Raw genomic sequence first — 22,220 nt, forward strand, 5'->3', positions numbered from 1 at the left:
GCGCCGCCCGGCGGTCAGGGCAGCCAACGCTGCACCAGCCCCACAAAACGCTTCAACCCAGGGTTATCAAAAAGCTTTGGCGTGAAATAGGTTCCCGCCGCGCGTTTGCCGATCTCCGCCAATGTCGGATAGGGCAACACCACCCCGGCCAATGTGGCAACCTTCATCCTCGCCGATACCGCCAGCGCCAGCGGCGCCAGCACCTCGCCCGCATGCGGGCCAACCACCGTGGCCCCGATCACGCGGCCCTTTACGACCATCACCTTGGCAAAGCCCTCGCCCGCCCGCATCGCCTGCGCGCGGTCATTGTGGTGAAACTCCGCGCGGCTCACCGTCAGCTTGTCACCCCATGTCTTGCGCGCCTCTGCCTCGCTCGGCCCCACCTGCGCCAGTTCCGGATCGGTATAGGTCACGCGCGGGATATGATCCGTCCGCACCTTGGCAGGCAGGCCCAGCACCGCCTGCCGGATCACGATGCCCGCATGATACCCCGCCAGATGGGTGAACTGCGCGCCCCCCGCCGCGTCACCCACCGCAAAGACGCGGCCATTGCTGGTTGACCGCAGGTTCGGCCCCACCATCACACCCTTGGCGTCATGCGCAACGCCAGCGGCCTCCAGCCCCAGCCCCTCCAGCATCACCTTGCGCCCCGCCGCTACCAGAAGATGCGTCCCCGCGATCACCGTGCCATCGGCCAGCACCGCCTCCACCCCCGGTTCCAGCGCCCGGATCCGTACCAGCCCCTGCCCCTCGCGGATTTCCACGCCCTCGGCCCGCAGCCGGTCCAACACCACCGCCGCCGCGTCCGGGTCTTCCCGGCCCAGCGCGCGCCCCGCCTCGATCACCGTCACCGCTGATCCCAGCCGCCGATGCGCCTGCGCCATTTCCATGCCAATCGGCCCGCCGCCCAGAATCAGCAGATGCTCCGGCCGCTCGCGCAGACTGAAGACCGACTCGTTGGTCAGATAGGGCACCGTGTCGATCCCCGGCACAGGCGGCACCACCGCCCGCGACCCCGTGGCAATCACGAACCGCCGCGCCACAATGCGCTTGCCCCCCGCCTCCACCGCCTTGGGCGATACAAACCGCGCCCAATCCCGGATCACCACGCAGCCCAAGCCCTCAAACCGCTCTTGGCTGTCCACGGGCGCAATCCCCGCAATCACGGCCGCCACATGATCCTTCACCGCGCCGAAATCCACCGCAGGCTCCACCGCCGCGATGCCGAACCGCGCCGATCCGCGCTGCGCCTGCGCCGCCTCTGCCGCGGCAATCAGCGCCTTTGACGGCACGCAGCCCGCATTCAGGCAATCCCCGCCCATCTCGCCGCCCTCGATCAGCACGACCCGCGCGCCCATCTGCACCGCGCCCGCCGCCACCGACAGCCCGCCAGACCCGGCCCCGATCACGCAGATATCCGTCCTGATCACCGACTTGTTCTCTGGCACGCTCACAACTCCTCTTTCCGCCGCAGGGCGCGCACCACCATCGGCAACAGCCCCAGCGCCACCAGCCCGATGATCGGCCCGATGACATAAGGCTCCAGAAACACGCCGAAATCCGGCGTCCCACCCGTCGCGAACACATCGCCCAACCCTGAACCCACAGAGGTAAGGACCAAAGCCCCCGGCACGATCCCCAACGCCGTCGTCACCACGAACTTGAACAGCGACACATTCAGCAGCGCCGGAATCAGGTTCGCCATGAAGAACGGCACGATGGGCGTGACCCGCATCAGGAACAGCACTTCCCATTCATTCCGCGCCAGCGCCGCGCGCAGCTTGGCCACCTTGCCGCCCTGCATCTCGATCTTGGCCGCCAGCCCAGCGCCGAATCCGGCGCGCGCGGCCAGAAACAGCAGCACCGCCCCCAACGTCGCCCCGGTCAGGTTGTACAAAACGCCCGGAAACAGCCCGAACAGGAACCCGCCCGTCAGCGTGGCCACCGTCGCCCCCGGCAGGGAAAAGGCCACGATCCCCACATAGGCCAGCACAAAGGCCACCACCGCCAACCCGTAATGCGCATCGCGATACGCCAGCAGCGTCTCCCGATGCGCGGCCAGCGCGTCAAAGGTCAGGCTGTCGCGCAGGAACACCGCCCCCACAATCGCCACCCCCAACAAGATCAGCGCGGGAATCATCCGCCCCCGGTTTTTGGGGGCATCGGGCACGGGGCGGGGGGCATCGGTCTTTTCCATGCCCCGACCATGGCCAAATCCCCCCCTTCCCGCCAGCCGCATCACGCCGCATTGAACCCAAGCCCCCCCTTTGCAACATTCCCCGCCCATCAGGCTGCGAAATGTTGCAGAAAATCGGTCCGCCTTGCGTTGACTTGCACCGAAACCGCCCGTAAAGACCGGGCTTCGAATAATATGGCGCTCGAATCCATCGGGTTTGCGCAGCCTGACCGCTACGGAGAGCCGCAATGAAGCGTACATTCCAACCGTCGAACCTGGTGCGCAGCCGCCGCCATGGCTTCCGCGCCCGCATGGCAACCAAAGGTGGTCGCCTTGTGCTGGCCGCCCGCCGCGCCAAGGGCCGCAAGAAGCTGTCCGCCTGATCCTTCCCGGCCCGCCAATCGGGCCGACAAAAGGTGACGCCATGACACCGCCGAGGGATACGGGCAAAAGCGGCAATGCCGAAACGCCCGGGGTTCCCCCGGCGGTTTCCTTTTGCGCGGATACCGCACCAAAACCCCAGACCCTGCGCAAACGCGCCGATTTCCTGCGCGCCGCATCGGCCCGCAGGCAAGGCACGGGCGGCTTCCTGCTGCAAGCCCGCAACCGCGATGACGGCAGCCCCGACATTCGCCTCGGCTTCACCGCGTCCAAGAAAATCGGCAACGCCGTCTTTCGCAACCGTGCCAAGCGCCGCCTGCGCGCCGTGGCGCAACAAGTCCTGCCCGCCCTCGCGCGCCCCGGCTGGGATTACGTCCTCGTCGCCCGGCCCGAGGCGACGGTCACCCGCGCCTTCACCGACCTGCTCGACGATCTTGCCACCGCGCTGCACAGCGTCCACCGCGACCGCGCGCCCGCCCCCAAACCATGACGCCGCTCGCCCGCGTCCTCGCGCTGCCCGTCCGCGCCTATCGTCTGGTGCTCTCGCCCTGGGTCGGCCACGGCTGCCGCTTTCAGCCCACCTGTTCCGCTTACGCGCTTGAGGCGCTGGAACGCCACGGCGGCCTGAAGGGCGGCTATCTCACCGCCCACCGCATCTGTCGCTGCCACCCCTGGGGCGGGCACGGCTACGATCCCGTGCCGGGATCAGACCCGGACCATGACCGCCGCAGCGCTGATCCTTCACGGAAGGATCAACCCTGATTTTTCGCAGAAAAATCGCCCTGCGCAGCGCCACCAGTCCCAGATTTTTCGCAGAAAAATCGTCCCCTTACAACTTCTCGAAACTGATCGACACATCCCCAATATCCACGCCGAAGCGCTTCATATAGGCCCGGTTGAACAGCCGGTCCTCGCTCTGCAACCACATCCAGTCATCGAACGTGACCCGCAGCGTTTCGGCCGTGCCATCCGCCGCAGGCACCGGCAGGTCGATGGTGTATTGCCAGTTGAACCGGTCACCCTTCTCCACCCCCTTGGCCACCCCGATCACGCCGGGCGCCGTGCCTTCCCAGGTCTCCTCGCCTGTCTTGCGCAAGGTCCACACCCGCTGTTCGGTCGATCCGTCCTCATAGACGAAATCCTCCACCAGCCGCAGCCGCTGCCCGTCCCAATCGCCTTGGATATTCACCACGAACTGCCGCCGCACCGTGCCGAAAATGTCCTGAAACTGGCCATAGGCCACCAGCCGCCCATCAAAGAACTCTTCCAGCTCCAGCTCGCGGGTCGACAGCGAGGGATCCTCCAGCGACGGCTTGCCCGTACAGGCCGCCAGCACCGCCAGCGCCCCCAGCATCATCCCCGCCCGCATCATCCGCTTTGCCATCACACCATCCCCCATTTCCCGTAATACGCGCCACAACCCCTGCCGGATTGCCGCGCGCGCGCCCTTCTGGCATAGCCATCCTGCACATTGGCGTGAAAGCAACCCCATGCTGGACGATCTCGACGACATCCACCCGCTGTTCCACGGCGCGCCCTCGACGACCGAGTTCAAGAAACTCCGCAAACGCATCGTGCGTGAGGCGCGCGAAGCGATTGAAACCTACGGCATGGTCAACCGGGGCGACCGCTGGCTTGTCTGCCTCTCGGGCGGCAAGGACAGCTATACCCTTCTCGCCGTCCTGTACGAACTCAAATGGCGCGGCCTTCTTCCTGTCGATCTGCTCGCCTGCAACCTCGATCAGGGCCAGCCCGGCTTCCCCGCCACGGTGCTCCCTGAATTTCTCACGAAAATGGGCGTCCCCCTCCGCATCGAATATCAAGACACCTATTCCATCGTGATGGACAAGGTTCCGCAGGGCCGCACTTATTGCGCGCTCTGTTCGCGCCTGCGCCGGGGCAACCTCTACCGCATCGCCCGCGAAGAGGGCTGCTCCGCCGTCGTCCTCGGCCATCACCGCGATGACATCCTCGAGACGTTCTTCATGAACCTCTTCCACGGCGGCCGCCTGGCCGCCATGCCGCCCAAACTGCTGAACGAGGACGGCGATCTGATGCTCTACCGCCCGCTGTCTTTCGTGGCCGAGGCGGATTGCGAAAAGTTCGCCCGCGCCATGAACTATCCCATCATCCCCTGCGATCTTTGTGGCTCGCAAGAAGGGCTGCAACGCATGCAGGTCAAAAAGCTGCTGGATGACTGGGAAACCCGTTCCCCCGGTCGCCGCCAGATCATGTTCCGCGCGCTGATGAACGTCCGCCCCTCGCATCTGGCCGACCCTGCGCTGTTCGACTTCCTCTCGCTCGCCCCCGGCATGGCCCCCACCGACGCCCCCGCCGACGTCGATACCGGCCTTCCCCCCGCCCTGCGCTGACACGCCCGCGCCGATCAACTTTCCCGGCTGCCCCCGGCACGCACAGGCGAAAGGCCTTGACCTTTCGCCCCCCCTTCTGTTGAAGCAGGCCTGACTCATTTCCACCATTGGCGGCAGTCTCTCCCTATGGAAGATCAGAACAAGAACCTCCTCCTCGCAACCGTATTGAGCTTCGTCGTGATCCTCGTATGGTTCGTGCTCTTCCCGCCGCCCGAAGCGCCGCCGGTCGATCCCAACGCCCCTGCGGCCATCACCCAGACCGAGGCACCGGCAACCGCCGCCACGCCCGAAGGCACCGCGACCGCCACCGCCACGGCCGAGGCCGCAGAACCCCTGCCCGAAGCCCCGCGCCTGACGGTCGACACCCCGGAACTGGTGGGCTCCATCTCGCTGCTCGGGGGCCGGATCGATGACCTGTCGCTGAAAAGCTACAAGGAAACGCTGGAACCCGACTCCCCCATCGTCCGCCTGCTTTCACCCGTGGGCGAAGCCCACCCCTATTACGCCGTCTTCGGCTGGGGTCCGGGCACCGGCCTGACCGCCGATGATGTGCCGGGCGCGAAAACCGAATGGCGCATCGCCCAAGGCGGCACCCTGTCACCGGGCGCCCCCGTCACGCTCACCTGGTCCAACACCAAGGGCATGACCTTCACGCGCGAAATCGCGGTCGATGACAACTTCATGTTCACCGTCACCGACACGGTCCAGAACGCTGGCGGCACCGCTGTCTCGCTCTTCCCCTATGGCATCGTCGCCCGCCACGGCCAGCCGACCGGCCTGCAAAACTTCTTCGTGCTGCACGAAGGCATGGTCAGCCGCACAGATGGCACCCTGACCGAACAGAAATACGACGATCTGATGGAACTCCCCGTCGTCGAACGCGAAGGCGCGCAGGCCGAAGTCGTCTCTGCCACTACCGATGGCTGGATCGGCTTTACCGACAAATACTGGATGACGACGCTGATCCCCGAACAGGGCACCCCGTTCACGGCCGTCACCAAATACGTTCCGGGCGCCAACATCTACCAGACGGAAACCCGCAAACCCGTGCAGGAACTGGCCGCTGGGGCCACCGTCACCTCCTCTGTCCGCCTCTTCGCCGGTGCCAAAGAATGGGCCACGATCCGCGCCTATGAAAAAGACCTCGGCATTGCAGGCTTCATCGATTCCATCGACTGGGGCTGGTTCTTCTTCCTGACCAAGCCGATCTTCGCCGTGCTGCACTGGCTCAACGCCATGATCGGCAATATGGGCCTCGCCATCATCGGCCTGACCTTCTTCCTGAAATTCCTCGTCCTGCCGCTGGCCTACAAATCCTATGTCAGCATGGCCAAGATGAAGGAATTGCAGCCAGAGCTTGAGGCGCTCAAGGAACGCGCGGGCGAAGACAAGCAAAAGCTGCAAAAGGAAATGATGCAGCTCTACAAGGACAAGAAGGTCAACCCGGCTGCGGGCTGCCTGCCGATCCTGATCCAGATCCCGATCTTCTTCGCGCTCTACAAGGTGATCTTCGTCACGATCGAACTGCGCCACGCCCCCTTCTTCGGCTGGCTCACCGATCTTTCGGCCCCCGATCCGTCCTCGATCTTCAACCTCTTCGGCCTCCTGCCCTGGGATGCACCCGTGCAGGGCAGCTTCATGGCGCTGATTTTCATCGGCATCCTGCCCATCCTTTTGGGCATCACCATGTGGCTGCAACAGAAGCTGAACCCCGCGCCCACCGACCCGATCCAGCAACAGGTCTTTGCCTGGATGCCCTGGATCTTCATGTTCATGCTGGGCGGCTTTGCCTCGGGTCTCGTGGTCTACTGGATCACGAACAACATCATCACCTTCTCGCAGCAATATCTCATCATGCGCAGCCACGGCCACAAGCCGGATATCTTTGGCAACATCAAATCGGGCATGAAGAAAAAGGAACCGGTCCCCGTGGCCGACAAATCCAAGAAGGGCAAGAAATGACAGGCGGGCGGCTGGCCCATATCTGCCGCCACCCGATCAAGGGACACGGACGCGAGATGCTCGCGTCCGTTCGTCTTTCTGCGGGCGAATGCTTGCCATGGGACAGGCTCTGGGCGGTGGCCCACGATGCCGCCAAGCTGACCGATGGCTGGAACCCTTGCGTGAACTTCGCACGCGGGGCCAAGGCCTATGCCCTCATGGCCATCGAATCCGAACTGGACACGACAACCGCCACCGTCACCTTGCGCCACCCCGACCGGGGCGAGATCACCTTCCGCCCCGACGATGCCGCTGACACGCCCCGCTTTCTGGATTGGGTCCGCCCGCTGAACCCGGAAAAACGCGCCCAGCCCACCCGCATCGTCACCGCCGGTCGCGGCATGACCGACAGCGATTTCCCCTCCATCTCCATCCTCAACCTCGCCTCCCTTGCCGATCTGTCCACACGCATCGGGCAGGATCTTTCAATCCACCGCTGGCGCGGCAACCTCTGGCTCGACGGCGCGCCCGCTTGGGCCGAATGGGATTGGGTCGGCCGCGACATCCGCATCGGCACCGCCATCCTGCATCTGCAGGAACGCATCACCCGCTGCATGGCCACCACCGTCGAACCCGCCACCGGCCACAGCAACGCCGATACGCTCGGCGCCCTTGAACGCAACTACGGGCATCAGGATTTCGGCCTCTACGCCACCGTCCTGCAACCCGGCACCATCGCCACAGGCGATGAATGGACCCTCGCATGACCGGCCTGCAATTCTCCCTCGCCCCCGACGCATCGGATGAGGCGCGCGAAGCGGGCCGCCTGCTCTTCGCAGGCCCCGTCACCTTCGTCAAAGGCGTGGTCGCCATGTCCGGCCTGCCCCCTGCCGACCGGCTTGAGGTCTGCTTCGCCGGCCGCTCCAACGTCGGCAAATCCAGCCTGATCAACGCCCTGACAGGCCGCAAAACCCTCGCCCGCGCCTCCAACACACCGGGCCGCACGCAGGAAATCAACTACTTCGCCCTTGGCGAAAACCGCTACATGACCGACCTTCCCGGTTATGGCTATGCCGAAGCCCCGGTCGCCGTCGTCCGCAAGTGGCAGGAACTCCTGAAGGCCTATCTCGCTGGCCGCCAGACCCTGCGCCGCGCCTTCGTGCTGATCGACACGCGCCACGGGGTGAAAGCGGTAGATGAAGAGATTCTCACCCTCCTCGACCGCTCCGCCGTCACCTTCCAATGCGTGCTGACCAAGGCCGACAAGGTGAATGCAGAAACGCGCGAGGCCTCTATCGCGCAGGTCAAGGCCGCGCTGGCCAAACACCCCGCCGCCTATCCCGAACTGGTGGTCACCTCGTCGGAAAAGGGCGACGGCATCGAAACCCTCCGCGCCATCATCGCCACGTTGGAGTGACCGCTGCAAGGCGGCGGGACGGGGCTGATGTCACCTCCCCGCCCGCGCACCGTTAACCAGTTTCGCCCGCGCGACTCTGCCCGAATTTGTATGCACGCCCGTCTGCACCGCCATCTGCACCGGCGGCTGCACAGCCCTCACACATGCTGCGCGCCGTTCACCTGTATCTCCGCGCCGGAAATGTAGGACGACTGATCGGAACACAAAAACCAGATCGCATCCGCCACTTCGCGCGGCTGGCCCAGCCGCTGCATCGGCAACTGCTCCACGATCTTGTCCGTCCCCGGCGACAGGATCGCCGTCTCGATCTCGCCGGGCGCAATGGCATTGACGCGCACCCCTAACGGCCCGAAATCATGGGCCATTTCCCGCGTCAACGCCGCCAGCGCCGCCTTGGATGTGGAATAGGCCGCCCCCGCAAAAGGGTGCACCCGGCTTCCCGCGATAGAGGTGACATTCACCACACACCCCCGCGCCGCCGACAGTTCCGCCTGCAACCCCCGCGCCAGCACGATCGACGCGAAAAAGTTCACATGGAACACCTGCCCCCAGGTCCGCAGATCGGTTTCCAAAGTGTTAAGGCGCTTGCCCCCTTCGCCTTTCGGGCTGATCCCCGCATTGTTCACCAGCGCATCTAACCGCCCGTTTATCTTGGCTTTTATCGTCTCGATGGCGGCGATGGTCTTGTCGGGGCTGGCCAGATCGATCTGGATATGGTTCTCCTCTCCACCCGGCCAGGGGCAGCGCTCATCAAACGGATGGCGCGAACAGGTCAGCACCCGCCAGCCTTCAGCCGAAAACCGTTTCACCGTCGCATGCCCGATCCCACGCGAAGCCCCTGTCAACACGAGGGTTTTTTGCTCTGCCATCCGATTCACCACCTGTCTCTTCCGCCCATCTTCGCCGCTTTGTCGGCGGAAAGCCATTGCCGCTTGGCAGGCGCGGCATCACGCATTACCAAGACGCAACCTGATCCGGGGGGCCCCATGAAACTGCAAACGAGCACCATGTCTGACGCCGCCAACACCGCCAAGATGCTGTCCGAAGCCCTGCCCTATCTGCAACGCTATGCCGATGCCGTGGTGGTCGTGAAATTCGGCGGCAACGCCATGGGCGACGATGCCGCCATGGCCGAATTCGCCCGCGACGTCGTGCTGATGCGGCAGGTTGGCGTGAACCCCGTGGTCGTCCATGGCGGCGGCCCGATGATCAATGAAATGCTTGAAAAGCTTGGCATAAAATCCAACTTCGTGCGCGGCAAGCGGGTCACCGACAAGGCCACCGTGCAGGTGGTAGAAATGATCCTGTCCGGTCTGGTGAACAAGCGTATCGTTCAGGCCATCATGGATGCCGGCGGCCGCGCCGTGGGCATTTCCGGCAAGGACGACGATCTTATGGTGTGCGAGGCCGACGATCCCGAACTGGGCTTTGTGGGCCGCCCGGTTGAGATGAACGTGCAGGTGCTGCGCGATCTCTACAACGCAGGCATCATCCCCGTCGTGGCCCCGGTCGCCACCGGCATGGCCGACAATGAAACCTTCAACGTCAACGGCGACACCGCCGCCGGGGCCATCGCCGGCGCGCTCAAGGCCGACCGCCTGCTCCTGCTCACCGATGTCGCAGGCGTCAAGAACGCGTCGGGCGAGGTGATGACCCAGATCACCCCCGAAGAAGTTCGCCAGATGACAGCCGATGGCGTGATCGCGGGCGGCATGATCCCCAAAACGGAAACCGCGCTGGCCGCTTTGGCCGAAGGCGTCCGCGCCGTGACCATCCTCGATGGTCGCGTCCCCAATGCCTGCCTGATGGAACTGTTCACCGATCACGGCGCCGGATCGCAGATCCGCTCTACCGAGCCCCGCGTCAAACCGCGCGTAAAGCGGTGACGCTGGACGATCTTCAACCCGCCCTCGCCGCCCATCACCTCACCGTGCTGGGCGGCTTCCATCCGGGCGCGGACGACGCCACCCCGCCCGGCACCCAGACCCTTCTCCTCCTCGGTCCGGCAGAACCCGGCTTTTGGCCCCACCTCACCGCACAACCCGAATGGCTGGACGGCGAACCCGATCCTGTCGACCGCTGGTCGCGCCGCACCATTGGCCGCCTCGCCTGTGATCTGGGGGCCAAGGCGCTGTTTCCTTTTGGTGGCCCGCCCTACCACCCCTTCTACAAATGGGCGCTGCGCACGGGCCGCACTTGGGACAGCCCGGTTCGCCTGCTCGTCCACGCAGACCAGGGCCTGATGGTCAGCTTCCGGGGCGCGCTCGCCCTGAAAGACCACCTCGCCCTTCCCCCGCCACCGGAAAAACCCTGCGATACCTGCGCCAAGCCCTGCCTGACGGCCTGCCCAACGCAGGCCCTCACCGCCAACGGCTATGACGTCCCCGCCTGCCACGCCTTCCTCGACACCGCCCCCGGCGCGGATTGCATGGAATCGGGCTGCATCGTCCGCCGCGCTTGCCCCCTGTCGCAACGCTATGCAAGACTTCCCGAACAGTCGGCCTATCACATGCGCCGATTCCACGGGGGGCAAACACCACGATGAAGCGGCTGATCCTGACACGCCACGCGAAATCCAGCTGGGATGATCCACTCACCCCGGATCACGACCGCCCGCTCAACGAACGCGGCAAGGCCGCTGCCGCCGATCTGGGCCAATGGCTCGCCTCGCGCGGCTATGTCCCGGATGAGGTGCTCTGTTCCGATGCGCTGCGCACCCGCAAGACCTGGAGCGGGATCGCCCCCGCCCTGCCCGGCACGCCGGTGCTGGAACTGAAACCCGCGCTTTATCACGCCGGCCCCGATGTGATGCTGGCCGTTCTGCGCCATGCCAAGGGCGATTGCGTGATGATGATCGGCCACAACCCCGGCATCGCAGAATTTGCCGCCCGTCTGGTGGCACAGGCCCCGCACAACCCGGAATTCAGCCGCTACCCCACCGGGGCCACGCTGGTGGCGGATTTCAACGTCGCGAACTGGGCCGATGTCACCTTCGGCACGGGTGTGGTGGATGATTTCATCATCCCCAGCGAAATCGTCGCCTGACGATCGTTTAACCATCCCTGGCGCGAACCACGCGTCCCGCCAAACCAAAAGGGGGTGCCAACCGGCACCCCCTTTCGCATTCCGCGCTCTGCCCTTCAGTGGCCCAGGATCTGCGACAGGAACAGCTTCGTCCGGTCGCTCTTGGGGTTGTTGAAGAACTCCTTGGGTTCGTTCTGCTCCACGATCTGGCCCTGATCCATAAAGATCACCCGGTTCGCCACCGCCTGCGCAAAACCCATTTCGTGGGTCACGCAGAGCATGGTCATCCCCTCTTCGGCCAGCTCGATCATGGTATCCAGCACTTCCTTGATCATCTCCGGATCAAGCGCGCTGGTCGGTTCGTCAAACAGCATGATCCGCGGCTTCATGCACAGCGACCGCGCGATGGCCACCCGCTGCTGCTGCCCGCCCGACAATTGCCCCGGATACTTGTTCGCCTGCTCGGGGATCTTCACCTTGCGCAGGAAATGCATCGCGGTTTCTTCGGCTTCCTTCTTCGGCACCTTGCGCACCCAGATCGGTGCCAGCGTGCAGTTTTCCAGAATCGTCAGATGCGGGAACAGGTTGAAATGCTGGAACACCATCCCGACCTCGGACCGAACCTTGTCGATGTTCTTCAGGTCGTTGGTCAGCTCCGTCCCATCCACCACAATCTGCCCCTGCTGGTGTTCCTCCAGCCGGTTGATGCAGCGGATCAGGGTCGATTTCCCCGAACCCGACGGTCCGCAGATCACAATCCGCTCGCCGCGCTGCACGGTCATGTTGATGTCGCGCAGCACGTGGAACGTCCCGTACCACTTGTTCATGCTGGCAATCCGGATGGCAACCTCATCCGAGATCGTCATCTTTGATCGGTCAATGGCCTGTTCAGACATGGGTCAATCCTTAACGGTGATCGGTCTTCAGCTTGCGCTCGAGATGCATCGAATAGCGCGACATGCCAAAGCAGATGACAAAGAAGATGGCGCCGACAAAGATGTAGGGCTCCCAGTAGATGCCCTTCCAGTTGATGTCGGCACGAACGATTTGCGTCACCCCCTTCAGCGGGTCCATCAGGCCCACGAACGCCACCAGCGTTGTGTCCTTGAACAGACCGATGAATGTGGAAACGATAGACGGGATCGAGATTTTCAACGCCTGCGGCAGGATGATCAGGCGCTGCGCGCGCCAGTAATCCAGCCCCAGCGCATCCGCCGCCTCATACTGCCCGCTGGGCAGCGCGGCCAGACCGCCACGGATCACCTCGGCCAGATAGGCCGCGGCGAACAGCGTCACCAGAATGATCACCCTCAGGATAATGTCAAAGTTGGTGTTCGGCGGCAGGAAGTATTGCAGCAGCAGCGACGCCGTGAACAGCAGCGTGATCAGTGGCACGCCCCGGATGAATTCGATGAACCCAACGCACAGCGTCTTCACGATCAGCATGTCCGATTGCCGCCCCAGCGCCAAAAGGATCCCGATGGGAAGCGAGAAGGTGATCGCTGTCACCCCGATGGTGATCGCCAGCAAAAAGCCCCCGAACTGGTCCGAATTCACGGACACCAATCCCCAGGGCACCATGCCGTTGATGGCCTGCGTCAGCGGCACGTCAATGAACATCCACCACAGCAGCGCAAGGAACACCCCAATCAGCGCCGATGCCGTCGGCCCCAGCCGCGCCACCAGCGCCATATAGGCCACGCCCATCACGACAAAGCCCAGCAGCGCCACGATGGGCACCCAGACCGACCCGCCCCACAGCAGCCAGAAGCACAAAGCCGGAAACAGCGCGGTGAACCACAACAGCTTGCTCGGCTGCACCTGCGCAATCGCCAGCATCCCGCCCACCAGCGCCAGCGCGGCGATCCATGCGCCCACCGGTGCACCGGCCAGCCCCAGCGTCACCACGAGGAACACCCCGACAACGCCAAGGATGATCGACAGGTTCTTCTTCTGCCCGGCAAACAGCACCGGCGACAACGCCGCCACCAGCAGACCAAAGGCCAGCACGGGCCGCCAGTACTGATCCGGCGGGTAGAAGCCAAAGATGAACTGATGCCACCGCTCGCGGATCATGGCCCAACAGGCCCCGGTCGCGCCTTCCCCGGCGCTCGCCGTCACGATGTCACGGCATTCCGCCAGCGACGCGGCGTTCCACACCGAATTCAGCCACCACGGCAGCGATGCCGAGATGATCATATAGATCACCACGATCCCCAGGATTGTCAGCCCCGTATTGAACGGGCCGGAAAACAGGTTCTCGCGCAGCCACTTCACCGCCCCCGCTTCACGCACCGGCGGTGCCGAAGGCGGCAGCATCTGATCCCGCACAAAACTCAATTCTGATGCCATGTCAGCGCGCCTTGATCTGGACAGAGGTGTTATACAGGTTCATCAGCGCCGAAATGATCAGACTGATGGTCAGATAGATCAGCATCATCAGCAGCATGCATTCCAGCTCGCGCCCGGTCTGGTTCAGCGTGATCCCCCCCAGCGTGCCGCGCAGGTCCAGATAGGACACGGCGATCCCCAGCGAGGTGTTCTTCGTCAGGTTCAGATACTGGCTGATCAGCGGCGGAATGATCACCCGCAGCGCCTGCGGCAGGATGATCAGGTTCATCGTCCGCCCCGGCCGCAGGCCCAGCGCGAACGCCGCCTCCGATTGCCCGCGCGAAATGGCCAGAATCCCCGACCGCACGATTTCCGCAATGAACGCCGCCGTATACAGCGCCAGCGCGATCACCAGCGCGGTAAAGGAATGGGCCACCAGAATGCCACCGGCAAAGTTGAACCCCTTCAACTCCGGCACTTCCAGATGCAGGCCCAGCGCAACGCTCAGCGCAATCACAGGGCCAAGCAGCACCAGCACCGATTTCCACCACGTGACCGGCCGATCCCCCGTCGCCTCCTGCTGCGCGCGCGCGGCGGAAAGGATACGGTGGTTCACCCAGATCGACCCAAAGATCACCACAAGATAGGCCAGCGTCGTCAGGTTCAGCGTCATGAACCCGATATCCGCGCTGCCCAGCCCGCGATCAAACAGCGGCGATGGGATGTTGGTGCCACGGTTCGTCACCGCCACCGTATCCCACAGCATCATGGATGCCGCCGGGGCCTCTCCCGCTGCTGTCATCTCATCCGTCACCCGGAAATCCCGCGGCTGCGGCGTCGTTTCCGACAGGATCACATAAGACAGCAGGATCCAGAGAAGCAGCGGCACATTGCGGAACATCTCCACGTAGACCGTCATCAACCGGCTCACGAGCCAGTTCTTCGACAACCGCAAAACACCGACAACCACGCCGATCACGGTCGCCAGCACGCAGCCCAGAATCGCCACGACCAGCGTGTTGATCAAACCCACCAACAGCGCCCGGAAATGCGTGCTGTCATTGGTATAGGGGATCAGTTGCTGCCCGATGTCATAGCCGGCCCGCTGCCACAGGAAGCCGAAGTTGAACTCCTTGCCCCGCGTCGCCAGGTTCACGGCCGTATTGTTCAAAAGCCAGGCCAGAAACAGCGCAAACAGCAGCAGCACAAAGAGCTGAATGGTGATCGACCGATACCGCGTATCATAGATGAGCATTGAGAGCCGAAAGGACTCTTTCGGCACGTCGCTGGCCACAGCCATGTGATTTCCCCTGTGTTCGCACGCCCGCCGCGCGCGTCTTGACGTGAACCCCGGTATTCCGGGTGTTCCTTCGGTTGCCGTCGTCAGGCCCGAATTGGGCCGGGGGCGCCCGCAAGGGCGCCCCCGGTCAGTATCAGATCAACGGAACGGCGGTGCGTACTGCAGGCCGCCCTGCGTCCACAGCGCGTTCAGACCGCGCGCCAGGTTGATCGCGGTGCCTTCGCCGATGTTGGCGGCAAAGATTTCGCCATAGTTGCCGACCGCTGCGATCGCGTTCTTGAACGCGGCATTGTCCAGCCCGATCTTCACGCCCATGTCACCGGACACGCCCAGCAGACGCTTGGCTTCTTCATCCGCGGTGGTGTTCGCGAACTCGCCGACGTTGGCTTTGGTGATGCCTTTCTCTTCGGCGATCAGCAGCGCGTAATAGGTCCAGCGGACGATGTCGCCCCAGTTGCTGTCGCCATGACGCACGACCGGGCCGAGCGGCTCTTTTGAGATGATCTCCGGCAGGATGATGTGGTTTTCCGCATCCGGCAGCGTCGCGCGGCTTGCAGCCAGACCCGAAGCATCCGTCGTATAGGTGTCACAGGCACCGGCGACATACTGGCGCTGGGCTTCCGAATCGTCGGCCACGGTCACCGGCTGATAGCTGATGTTGTTCTGCTTGAAGAAGTCGGCAAGGTTCAGTTCGGTCGTGGTGCCGGTCTGGATGCAAACCGTCGCGCCATCCAGCTCCTTGGCCGAAGACACGCCCAGCTCTTTCTTCACCATGAAGCCCTGGCCGTCATAGTAGTTCACCGCCACGAAATCGAGCGCGAGCTCGCTGTCACGGCTCATGGTCCAGGTGGAGTTGCGGACCAGCAGGTCCACTTCGCCCGATTGCAGCGCCGTAAAGCGGGTTTCGCCCGTGGTGGGGACGAACTTCACCTTGGTCGCATCGCCAAAGATCGCGGCAGCCACGGCGCGGCACAGATCGACGTCAAAGCCGACCCAGTTGCCGCTCGCATCCGGCGCACCGAACCCGGTCAGACCGGTGTTCGAGCCGCAGATCAGCTCGCCACGTGCCTTGACCGCTTCCAGCGTCGCTTGTGCCGACGCCACGCCTGCAACCATCGTGGTTGCCGCGACGACGCCGAGGAATACGGATTTGTTCATTCTTACCTCTTCCTGAGTATGCCGCCCATTTCCCGGGCAGCGGTTATCTTGTCCCCTGTGGCGCACCTTCGCGCCCCAAGGGCGGAACCAATAGGAGGTGAGCCTCTCCCAGTGTTTAACAGTTTCTTCCGAAGCGGTTTGAAAGGTCAAGCACTACCCGCCAAGAAACGAAATTCCCTGCACGATCAATGATTTGCCACTGAACAGGTACGTGCCGCGCGGCTTTTGCACGAAAAACAGGCATCATTGTCATCCACACAATGCATAGAATCGACTCGCCTCGCCGAAAGCGACACGGCGAAAGGCCTCCAACTCGGCGGCCTCTTCATCGGCCCCCCACTGCTCAATCTGCCAACTTTCGTCGATCCGCGACAGCGCCCAGGCCTCGTCATCGCCCAACCGCCCCTCCGTCACCGCCAGCGCCAGCACCAGCGATCCCGAGATCGCCACCAGGTCATGCAGCCCCGCCAGCTGGAACTCTGTCATCCCCGCCACCCGCGCCGTCAGCCGCGCCAGCGCGTCAGACGGTTGCGCCACATGGACCACCCCCGCCGTCACCACCAGCCGCGCGCCCAATGCCGCCTCGGCCCAGTCCAGCACCGGGTCCCACCCCGCCGCCTGCCGTGCGATCAAGGCCGCAGGCGCCACCGCGCGGTAGCACAGCAGATCAGACTGGCCATAGGCCGCGATGATCTCCACCACCTCGTCGCGCTGCGCGGTGATCTTGTCGATGGCGGAGTTGGCCGCCCGCGTCACCGGCATCGTGGCGGGCTTCACCTCGCCGCTCTGCGCATCCCATTCTGCCGCAATCGCCTGCGCCATGGCCTGTGTCGGAACCACAAGCGCCGCCTTGGCCGGCGTCTTCACCGGGCGGCCATCCAGCCGCACGGTAAAGCCGCCCTCGCAAGGTTCAGCCTCGGCCTTGGTCCAGAACCGCTTGGCCTTCCATGCGCTCATTTGAACACCGTAAAGGGATCGGCCGGCACGTCCTTTTCATTCCAGTCCAGCGCCTTCCACGTCCGCGCCATATGGTCGGGCAAGGGGGCGGTGAATGTCATCTCGGTCTTCAACACCGGATGCTCCACCACCAGCATCCGCGCATGCAGATGCAGCTTGCGGCTGATGTCGCCGCCCACCGCCGCGCCCCAGCCATCGCCTTCGTTATCGGCATCCGACCCGCCATATTTGCCATCCCCGATGATCGGATGCCCGATCTCGGCCATATGCGCGCGCAACTGATGCGTCCGCCCCGTCACCGGCTCCAAGGCCATCCACGACAGGCGGGTGCCAAGGAACCACAGCACGAAGTAATCCGTATGCGCCCGCTTGGCATCGGGGAACTCGGCCATCTTGGCGGGATGCACACACAGCATCTTTTCCCCCTCGCCGCGCTTGCCATGGCCGGGGGCCTTCATCAGCCCGTATTTGATGCTGCCCTTCTTGGGGTTCGGCACGCCCGCCACCACCGCCCAGTAAATCTTGCGCGTGTTGCGGTGGCGCAGCGCCTCGGAAAGGTTGCGCGCCACCCGGTCGGTGCGCGCCAGCATCAGCAAACCCGATGTGTCCTTGTCCAGCCGATGCACCAGCTTGGGCTTTTCCTTGTAGCCGAACTTCAACGCCTCGGCCAACCCGTCCACATGCCGCTCGCCCTGCCCGCTGCCACCCTGGCTGGGCAGACCGGCGGGCTTGTTCAGCACGATCATGTGGTCGTCCATCCACAACACGCAGTCCTGAATCATCTTGGCATCCGCCGCGCTGATCCCGTCGGTCTTTGCCCGCCCCGGTGCATTCGGATCGGGCAGCGGCGGCACGCGGATGGATTGGCCGGGGATCACCCGGTCTGATGCCTTGGCCCGCGCCCCATCCACCCGGACCTGCCCCGTGCGGCACATCTTTTCCACCGCACCTTGGGTCACATGCGGGAACCGCCGCTTGAACCAGCGGTCAAGGCGCTGTTCGCCCTCATCCTCTGATACGGTCAAGGTCTGTACAGCGTTCATGTCAGGCTCCGTGCAAGGGTCAGGCCCGCCACGATCCCTGCCAGCGACAGGATAACCGAACCAAGCACATAGATGGCTGCCACCCCATGCTGCCCCCGCTCCCACAGGGTCAGGGCATCCAGCGAAAAGGCCGAAAAGGTGGTGAACCCGCCCAGCACCCCGGTCATCAGAAAGGGCGCCAGATGATTGCCCCCCTTCTTCGCCAGAACCGTGACGATCACACCCATCGCAAAACAGCCCGCGACGTTCACGATCACCGTCCCCACCGGGAAACCGGGGCCGAAAAGGCGGCCCGCGCTGACATTGGTCAGATAGCGCAGGACCGCGCCGATGGCCCCACCTGCGGCCACATGAAGAAGGGTCGTGATCATCCGTTCTGCATTGCGCCAAGGGGCCAGAATGTCAACCTCGACAGGCCCGCCAAAGCCGTCTGAACCCAAGCCCGCCCTGCCATTTCATCTTGGCCCAAATACCCAATTGCGCCCTCGCCCCCGGCACCAACGCCGCCGGCTTGGCGCCCTTCCCTCCCCCCGGCACCGGCATCGGCAAGGGGTGGCCTCAACACCAGCGCACCATTAACCATGATCGCACCCGTTGCCCTGCCGGAATTTGTATGCACAGCCGTCTGCACCACCATCTGCACCGGGCGCTGCACAGCCATTTTCGCCCAACCCCTTGAGGAACAGCGTGAATTAACGCTCGCCCTGCCGCTTTCCGCGCAGCTTGGCGAAATACTCCACCCGCTTCTTCAACTCGCGCTCGAACCCCCGTTCGGGCGGCGCATAAAAGACCGGGCGCTTCATGCCTTCGGGGAAATAATCCTGCCCCGAAAACCCATCCTCCGCCTCATGGTCATAGGCATAGCCCGATCCATAGCCGATCTCTTTCATCAGCTTGGTCGGCGCGTTCAGGATATGGCGCGGCGGCATCAGGCTGCCGGTCTCGCGCGCCGCCACCCGTGCCGCCTTATAGGCCACGTAGACCCCGTTCGATTTCGGCGCAAGTGCCAGATAAACAACAGCATTTGCCAAGGCCAACTCGCCCTCGGGCGACCCCAGCCGCTCATAGGTCTGCCAGCTGTCGATGCAAATGCCCTGCGCCTGCGGGTCTGCCAGACCAATATCCTCCACCGCCATCCTGACCAGCCGCCGCGCCAGAAAGCGGGGGTCTTCCCCCCCTTCCAGCATCCGCGCGAACCAATACAACGCGGCATCCGGGTCCGACCCCCGAATGGATTTGTGCAGGGCCGAGATCAGGTTGTAATGCTCTTCCCCCGACTTGTCGTACTTCGCCGCCCGCCGCATCAGTCGCTGCGCCAGCGCCGCCCGGTCCATCGCCCGGTCCACCTTCCACGCCGCCACCTGCTCAACCAGGTTCAACAGCGCCCGCCCATCCCCATCCGCCATCTCCAAAAGCGCCTCACGCGCCTCACCCGTCAGCGGCAGGTTACGACCCAATTCCTTCTCTGCCCGCTGCGCCATCCGCTCCAGATCGGCCAGAGAAAGGCGTTCCAATACAATCACTTGCGACCGGCTCAGCAGCGCGGCGTTCAACTCGAAGCTTGGATTTTCCGTCGTGGCCCCGACCAGAAGGATCGTTCCATCCTCCATATGCGGCAGAAATCCATCCTGCTGCGCCTTGTTGAAACGGTGGATTTCATCCACGAACAGCAACGTCCCCTGCCCGTTCTGCCGCCGGATGCGGGCCTGCTCGAACACCTTTTTCAGGTCCGGCACCCCGGTAAAGATCGCGCTGATCTGCACAAAGGCGAGTTCCGTCTCATCCGCCAACAGCCGCGCGATCGTGGTCTTGCCCACCCCCGGCGGCCCCCAAAGGATGATCGACGACAGGCTCTTCGCCGCCAGCATCGCCCCCAAAGGCCCCTCAGGCGAAAGCACATGCCCTTGGCCGATCACCTCAGACAGATGCTTTGGTCGCAGCCTGTCGGCCAGCGGGCGCGGACCCTCTGCATTCGGCTTTGGTGCGGTATCAAACAGATCACCCATGCGCCCAGCCTACCCCCGCAACCGCCTGCTTGAAAGCTCAGAAGCGGAACCGCAACCGCAGCGGCTGCCCGCCGCGGATCAGGTCGATCACCCAGACCCGCGCGTCCATCCCCGCCAGCGCGACCACATCCGCAGGCGTTGTCACCGGCACCCCGTTGATCCCAAGAACCACATCCCCCGGCTGAAACCCCGCCCGTTCGGCAAGGTCTTCGGCCTGCACCACCGCCACGCCCTCGGCTTGCATGGGCAGGTTCAACTCCTCCATCACCGCCGGGTTGATCTGCACCACCGTCAGCCCACGCAGCGACACATCCTCCACCACCGTCGTCTGGTCACGCGGCGGATCGTCGGGCGCGGGGGCCAGCCGCATCATCGCGCGCTGCTCTGCCCCGTCGCGCAGCCAGACCAATTCGGCATCCGCTCCCACCCCCAGCGCCGACAGACGGAACATGACCTCTTGCGGCGTGTTGGTCGGCTCACCGCCCAGCGACAGGATCACATCTCCAACCTGCAACCCCGCTGCTGCAAAGGGGCTTTGCGGATGCAGCTCTGACACCAGCACCCCATCCGGCCGCGCCAGACCCAGCCCCTCGGCCAGTGCCGCATCCATCGCCTGCCCCGTCACCCCAGCCCAGGGCCGGGCAAAACGCGCGGCCCCTGCATCGGCCTGTGCAACGATGCTTTGCACCAGATTGGCCGGAATCGCGAAACCGATCCCGTTCGATCCGCCACCCTGCGTTAGGATCGCGGTGTTGATCCCCACCAGCCGCCCCTGCATATCCACCAACGCCCCGCCGGAATTGCCGGGGTTGATCGCGGCATCGGTCTGAATGAAATACCCGCGTCCATCCGCCACCTGCAACGCCGACCGTGCCAGACCGGACACGATCCCCGATGATACCGTCTGCCCCACCCCGAACGGGTTGCCGATGGCCAGCACCAGATCGCCCACTTCCAATTCATCCGAATTGCGCAGGGGCAAGAAGGGCAATCCCTCTGCATCGCGCAGGCGCAGAACGGCCAGATCGCTTGCTTCATCGCCCAGAATCACATCCGCCGCGAACTCGCGCCGGTCATTCAGCACGACGCGAATCTCGGTCGCCTGCCCCACGACGTGATAGTTCGACACCACAATCCCGCCCGCGCTGACTATCACCCCCGACCCCAGCGAATTCTGCACCCGGGGCTGGGTTGGCCCCAGCGCCTCGAAGAACTGGTTGAAGAACGGGTCATCGGCAAAAGGGGATCGGCGTTCCTGCACGATCCGGGTCGCGTAAATGTTCACCACCGCAGGGGCCGCCGCCTTGACGACCGGGGCAAAGGACAGGGCGATCTGGCCCTGCGTTTCCGGAACAACCGTCTGGGCATAGGCGGGCACCGCACAGACAAGCGCGATCACAAGGCAAAGGTTGCGGATCATGGGTCACTCCCTCACGAGGCTATCCCCGATATGCGCCCGGTCTGCGCGGCGCACAAGCACCGCGCAGACCATCAGCAATCCACCACTCAATGCATCCGTGTCTGCATGCTGATCGTCACGCAGACACTGCGCATCCCACCTGTATCCAGCACCGGCCCGGCGGGGATGCAATCCAGCCCCACCCGCCGCGCCAGACGCGGCGCATGTTCCGGAATGATCCCCAACAGCGACGCCGCCCCCAACTCGCGGGCCGACATCACCATTTCATGGATCAGCCGCATCTGCACCCGCAGCCGATCCGCCGCTGGCACAAGGTCCGACACGAATACCCGGCTCGATTCCCAGATCCGCGGATCAACCGGAGCCTCAAAGTTCAAAAGGTCGCTCGGGATCGTCTCCAGCAAACCCCGCTGCGCATCCCGGATCATGTAGGAATAGATCCCGCAGCGATGCACCGTCGGTGTCAGCCGCACCCCAGCCATCACCTCGCCCCGGATATGCACCGCAACCCAACGGCTGGCGGGGGTGTCATACTGGTCGAACTCCATCCCGTCCGCCTCGGGCAGGTTCCAACCATTGTTGCGGATAAAGGTGCGGTGGCGGGCGCGGAACAGATCGGCAAACAGCGTGCCATGGGCATGCAGATTGTCATAGGAAAGGGTCGTAACTTCCATCGTAGTCTCCTTCTCAGGGC

At 64.1% G+C, this 22,220-nt stretch carries 24 protein-coding genes; 10 read left to right on the plus strand and 14 right to left on the minus strand.

All coding sequences use genetic code 11. From position 1 onward, the window contains the following. Window positions 1-14 precede the first annotated feature (14 nt). Together RSE12_19260 and RSE12_19265 are read right to left on the minus strand one after the other, a co-directional pair. Window positions 15-1,448 carry an FAD-dependent oxidoreductase gene (locus RSE12_19260; protein ID WRH62471.1) on the minus strand — a complete coding sequence of 478 codons (1,434 nt, stop codon included), beginning with the start codon at window positions 1,446-1,448 and terminating at the stop codon, window positions 15-17. Between the two features lie 2 nt (window positions 1,449-1,450). Beyond that, entirely contained in the window at window positions 1,451-2,197 is a 747-nt protein-coding gene (locus RSE12_19265) for a TVP38/TMEM64 family protein (protein WRH62472.1), read from the minus strand. Between the two features lie 227 nt (window positions 2,198-2,424). On the opposite strand from RSE12_19265, the gene rpmH reads away from it, so the two are divergent. From rpmH to yidD, 3 genes are read left to right on the plus strand one after another with little or no spacing between them, the layout of a single operon-like run. Beyond that, on the plus strand, window positions 2,425-2,559 hold the full coding sequence (gene rpmH, locus RSE12_19270; protein WRH62473.1) for a 50S ribosomal protein L34: 135 nt from the start codon (window positions 2,425-2,427) through the stop codon (window positions 2,557-2,559). Between the two features lie 41 nt (window positions 2,560-2,600). Continuing rightward, window positions 2,601-3,047 (plus strand): ribonuclease P protein component, encoded by a 447-nt coding sequence (rnpA, locus tag RSE12_19275; protein WRH62474.1) that lies wholly within the window; start codon window positions 2,601-2,603, stop codon window positions 3,045-3,047. Then, a complete protein-coding gene (gene yidD, locus RSE12_19280; GenBank protein ID WRH62475.1) occupies window positions 3,044-3,319 on the plus strand; it encodes a membrane protein insertion efficiency factor YidD in 276 nt (91 codons plus the stop codon). The genes rnpA and yidD overlap by 4 nt, the downstream gene beginning before the upstream one ends. A gap of 67 nt (window positions 3,320-3,386) precedes the next feature. Here yidD and RSE12_19285 read toward each other — a convergent pair whose 3' ends face one another. Beyond that, complete coding sequence (locus tag RSE12_19285; protein ID WRH62476.1) at window positions 3,387-3,941, minus strand: DUF3833 domain-containing protein; 555 nt, start codon at window positions 3,939-3,941, stop codon at window positions 3,387-3,389. A gap of 106 nt (window positions 3,942-4,047) precedes the next feature. On the opposite strand from RSE12_19285, the gene ttcA reads away from it, so the two are divergent. The 4 genes from ttcA to yihA all read left to right on the plus strand — a co-directional run bounded on the left by ttcA (window position 4,048) and on the right by yihA (window position 8,287). Continuing rightward, the gene (gene ttcA, locus RSE12_19290; protein WRH62477.1) at window positions 4,048-4,929 is read left to right on the plus strand and encodes a tRNA 2-thiocytidine(32) synthetase TtcA; all 882 of its coding nucleotides are present in this window, start codon (window positions 4,048-4,050) and stop codon (window positions 4,927-4,929) included. Between the two features lie 126 nt (window positions 4,930-5,055). Further along, the gene (gene yidC / locus RSE12_19295) at window positions 5,056-6,891 is read left to right on the plus strand and encodes a membrane protein insertase YidC (protein WRH62478.1); all 1,836 of its coding nucleotides are present in this window, start codon (window positions 5,056-5,058) and stop codon (window positions 6,889-6,891) included. After that, a complete protein-coding gene (locus tag RSE12_19300; protein ID WRH62479.1) occupies window positions 6,888-7,637 on the plus strand; it encodes an MOSC domain-containing protein in 750 nt (249 codons plus the stop codon). Before yidC ends, RSE12_19300 begins: the two co-directional genes overlap by 4 nt. Further along, window positions 7,634-8,287: a ribosome biogenesis GTP-binding protein YihA/YsxC gene (yihA, locus tag RSE12_19305; protein ID WRH62480.1), complete on the plus strand. Its 654-nt coding sequence runs from the start codon at window positions 7,634-7,636 to the stop codon at window positions 8,285-8,287. The genes RSE12_19300 and yihA overlap by 4 nt, the downstream gene beginning before the upstream one ends. A gap of 137 nt (window positions 8,288-8,424) precedes the next feature. Here the strand turns inward: yihA and RSE12_19310 are convergent, their stop codons facing one another. Next, window positions 8,425-9,156 (minus strand): SDR family oxidoreductase, encoded by a 732-nt coding sequence (locus tag RSE12_19310; protein WRH62481.1) that lies wholly within the window; start codon window positions 9,154-9,156, stop codon window positions 8,425-8,427. 138 nt (window positions 9,157-9,294) lie between these two features. On the opposite strand from RSE12_19310, the gene argB reads away from it, so the two are divergent. The 3 genes from argB to RSE12_19325 are packed head-to-tail and all read left to right on the plus strand — an operon-like array spanning window position 9,295 to window position 11,332. Next, complete coding sequence (gene argB / locus RSE12_19315; protein ID WRH62482.1) at window positions 9,295-10,173, plus strand: acetylglutamate kinase; 879 nt, start codon at window positions 9,295-9,297, stop codon at window positions 10,171-10,173. 2 nt (window positions 10,174-10,175) lie between these two features. Beyond that, window positions 10,176-10,832, plus strand: coding sequence for a ferredoxin (locus tag RSE12_19320; GenBank protein WRH64873.1), 657 nt, complete (start codon window positions 10,176-10,178; stop codon window positions 10,830-10,832). Then, on the plus strand, window positions 10,829-11,332 hold the full coding sequence (locus RSE12_19325; protein WRH62483.1) for a histidine phosphatase family protein: 504 nt from the start codon (window positions 10,829-10,831) through the stop codon (window positions 11,330-11,332). Before RSE12_19320 ends, RSE12_19325 begins: the two co-directional genes overlap by 4 nt. A gap of 95 nt (window positions 11,333-11,427) precedes the next feature. Here RSE12_19325 and RSE12_19330 read toward each other — a convergent pair whose 3' ends face one another. From RSE12_19330 to RSE12_19375, 10 genes are all read right to left on the minus strand, one after another. Beyond that, window positions 11,428-12,207 (minus strand): amino acid ABC transporter ATP-binding protein, encoded by a 780-nt coding sequence (locus RSE12_19330; protein ID WRH62484.1) that lies wholly within the window; start codon window positions 12,205-12,207, stop codon window positions 11,428-11,430. 10 nt (window positions 12,208-12,217) lie between these two features. Then, window positions 12,218-13,663 (minus strand): amino acid ABC transporter permease, encoded by a 1,446-nt coding sequence (locus RSE12_19335; GenBank protein ID WRH62485.1) that lies wholly within the window; start codon window positions 13,661-13,663, stop codon window positions 12,218-12,220. Window position 13,664: 1 nt separating this feature from the next. Then, a complete protein-coding gene (locus RSE12_19340; protein ID WRH62486.1) occupies window positions 13,665-14,942 on the minus strand; it encodes an ABC transporter permease subunit in 1,278 nt (425 codons plus the stop codon). 138 nt (window positions 14,943-15,080) lie between these two features. Continuing rightward, window positions 15,081-16,100: an amino acid ABC transporter substrate-binding protein gene (locus RSE12_19345; protein WRH62487.1), complete on the minus strand. Its 1,020-nt coding sequence runs from the start codon at window positions 16,098-16,100 to the stop codon at window positions 15,081-15,083. 249 nt (window positions 16,101-16,349) lie between these two features. Continuing rightward, on the minus strand, window positions 16,350-17,057 hold the full coding sequence (locus RSE12_19350) for an ATP12 family protein (GenBank protein ID WRH62488.1): 708 nt from the start codon (window positions 17,055-17,057) through the stop codon (window positions 16,350-16,352). Continuing rightward, window positions 17,054-18,100, minus strand: coding sequence for an RluA family pseudouridine synthase (locus RSE12_19355; GenBank protein WRH62489.1), 1,047 nt, complete (start codon window positions 18,098-18,100; stop codon window positions 17,054-17,056). Before RSE12_19355 ends, RSE12_19350 begins: the two co-directional genes overlap by 4 nt. Continuing rightward, on the minus strand, window positions 18,097-18,471 hold the full coding sequence (gene crcB, locus RSE12_19360; protein ID WRH62490.1) for a fluoride efflux transporter CrcB: 375 nt from the start codon (window positions 18,469-18,471) through the stop codon (window positions 18,097-18,099). The genes RSE12_19355 and crcB overlap by 4 nt, the downstream gene beginning before the upstream one ends. Before the next feature lie 321 nt (window positions 18,472-18,792). Then, on the minus strand, window positions 18,793-20,106 hold the full coding sequence (locus tag RSE12_19365) for a replication-associated recombination protein A (protein WRH62491.1): 1,314 nt from the start codon (window positions 20,104-20,106) through the stop codon (window positions 18,793-18,795). 37 nt (window positions 20,107-20,143) lie between these two features. Next, entirely contained in the window at window positions 20,144-21,526 is a 1,383-nt protein-coding gene (locus RSE12_19370) for a Do family serine endopeptidase (protein ID WRH62492.1), read from the minus strand. 86 nt (window positions 21,527-21,612) lie between these two features. Next, complete coding sequence (locus RSE12_19375) at window positions 21,613-22,200, minus strand: acyl-homoserine-lactone synthase (GenBank protein ID WRH62493.1); 588 nt, start codon at window positions 22,198-22,200, stop codon at window positions 21,613-21,615. Between the last annotated feature and the right edge of the window lie 20 nt (window positions 22,201-22,220).

Origin of the sequence: Fuscovulum sp., assembly GCA_035192965.1 — a bacterium.
Lineage (GTDB): Bacteria > Pseudomonadota > Alphaproteobacteria > Rhodobacterales > Rhodobacteraceae > Paragemmobacter.

Excerpts from the sequence above, each read along its gene's own strand:
- yidD (WRH62475.1), top strand. The coding sequence starts at position 3,044 with ATGACGCCGCTCGCCCGCGTCCTCGCGCTGCCCGTCCGCGCCTATCGT.
- RSE12_19345 (WRH62487.1), bottom strand. The coding sequence starts at position 16,100 with ATGAACAAATCCGTATTCCTCGGCGTCGTCGCGGCAACCACGATGGTT.
- RSE12_19335 (WRH62485.1), bottom strand. The coding sequence starts at position 13,663 with ATGGCATCAGAATTGAGTTTTGTGCGGGATCAGATGCTGCCGCCTTCG.
- RSE12_19300 (WRH62479.1), top strand. The coding sequence starts at position 6,888 with ATGACAGGCGGGCGGCTGGCCCATATCTGCCGCCACCCGATCAAGGGA.
- ttcA (WRH62477.1), top strand. The coding sequence starts at position 4,048 with ATGCTGGACGATCTCGACGACATCCACCCGCTGTTCCACGGCGCGCCC.
- RSE12_19310 (WRH62481.1), bottom strand. The coding sequence starts at position 9,156 with ATGGCAGAGCAAAAAACCCTCGTGTTGACAGGGGCTTCGCGTGGGATC.
- argB (WRH62482.1), top strand. The coding sequence starts at position 9,295 with ATGTCTGACGCCGCCAACACCGCCAAGATGCTGTCCGAAGCCCTGCCC.
- RSE12_19285 (WRH62476.1), bottom strand. The coding sequence starts at position 3,941 with ATGGCAAAGCGGATGATGCGGGCGGGGATGATGCTGGGGGCGCTGGCG.
- crcB (WRH62490.1), bottom strand. The coding sequence starts at position 18,471 with ATGATCACGACCCTTCTTCATGTGGCCGCAGGTGGGGCCATCGGCGCG.
- RSE12_19370 (WRH62492.1), bottom strand. The coding sequence starts at position 21,526 with ATGATCCGCAACCTTTGCCTTGTGATCGCGCTTGTCTGTGCGGTGCCC.
- RSE12_19330 (WRH62484.1), bottom strand. The coding sequence starts at position 12,207 with ATGTCTGAACAGGCCATTGACCGATCAAAGATGACGATCTCGGATGAG.
- RSE12_19375 (WRH62493.1), bottom strand. The coding sequence starts at position 22,200 with ATGGAAGTTACGACCCTTTCCTATGACAATCTGCATGCCCATGGCACG.
- RSE12_19350 (WRH62488.1), bottom strand. The coding sequence starts at position 17,057 with ATGAGCGCATGGAAGGCCAAGCGGTTCTGGACCAAGGCCGAGGCTGAA.
- yihA (WRH62480.1), top strand. The coding sequence starts at position 7,634 with ATGACCGGCCTGCAATTCTCCCTCGCCCCCGACGCATCGGATGAGGCG.
- rpmH (WRH62473.1), top strand. The coding sequence starts at position 2,425 with ATGAAGCGTACATTCCAACCGTCGAACCTGGTGCGCAGCCGCCGCCAT.
- RSE12_19365 (WRH62491.1), bottom strand. The coding sequence starts at position 20,106 with ATGGGTGATCTGTTTGATACCGCACCAAAGCCGAATGCAGAGGGTCCG.
- RSE12_19340 (WRH62486.1), bottom strand. The coding sequence starts at position 14,942 with ATGGCTGTGGCCAGCGACGTGCCGAAAGAGTCCTTTCGGCTCTCAATG.
- RSE12_19325 (WRH62483.1), top strand. The coding sequence starts at position 10,829 with ATGAAGCGGCTGATCCTGACACGCCACGCGAAATCCAGCTGGGATGAT.
- rnpA (WRH62474.1), top strand. The coding sequence starts at position 2,601 with ATGACACCGCCGAGGGATACGGGCAAAAGCGGCAATGCCGAAACGCCC.
- RSE12_19355 (WRH62489.1), bottom strand. The coding sequence starts at position 18,100 with ATGAACGCTGTACAGACCTTGACCGTATCAGAGGATGAGGGCGAACAG.
- yidC (WRH62478.1), top strand. The coding sequence starts at position 5,056 with ATGGAAGATCAGAACAAGAACCTCCTCCTCGCAACCGTATTGAGCTTC.
- RSE12_19265 (WRH62472.1), bottom strand. The coding sequence starts at position 2,197 with ATGGAAAAGACCGATGCCCCCCGCCCCGTGCCCGATGCCCCCAAAAAC.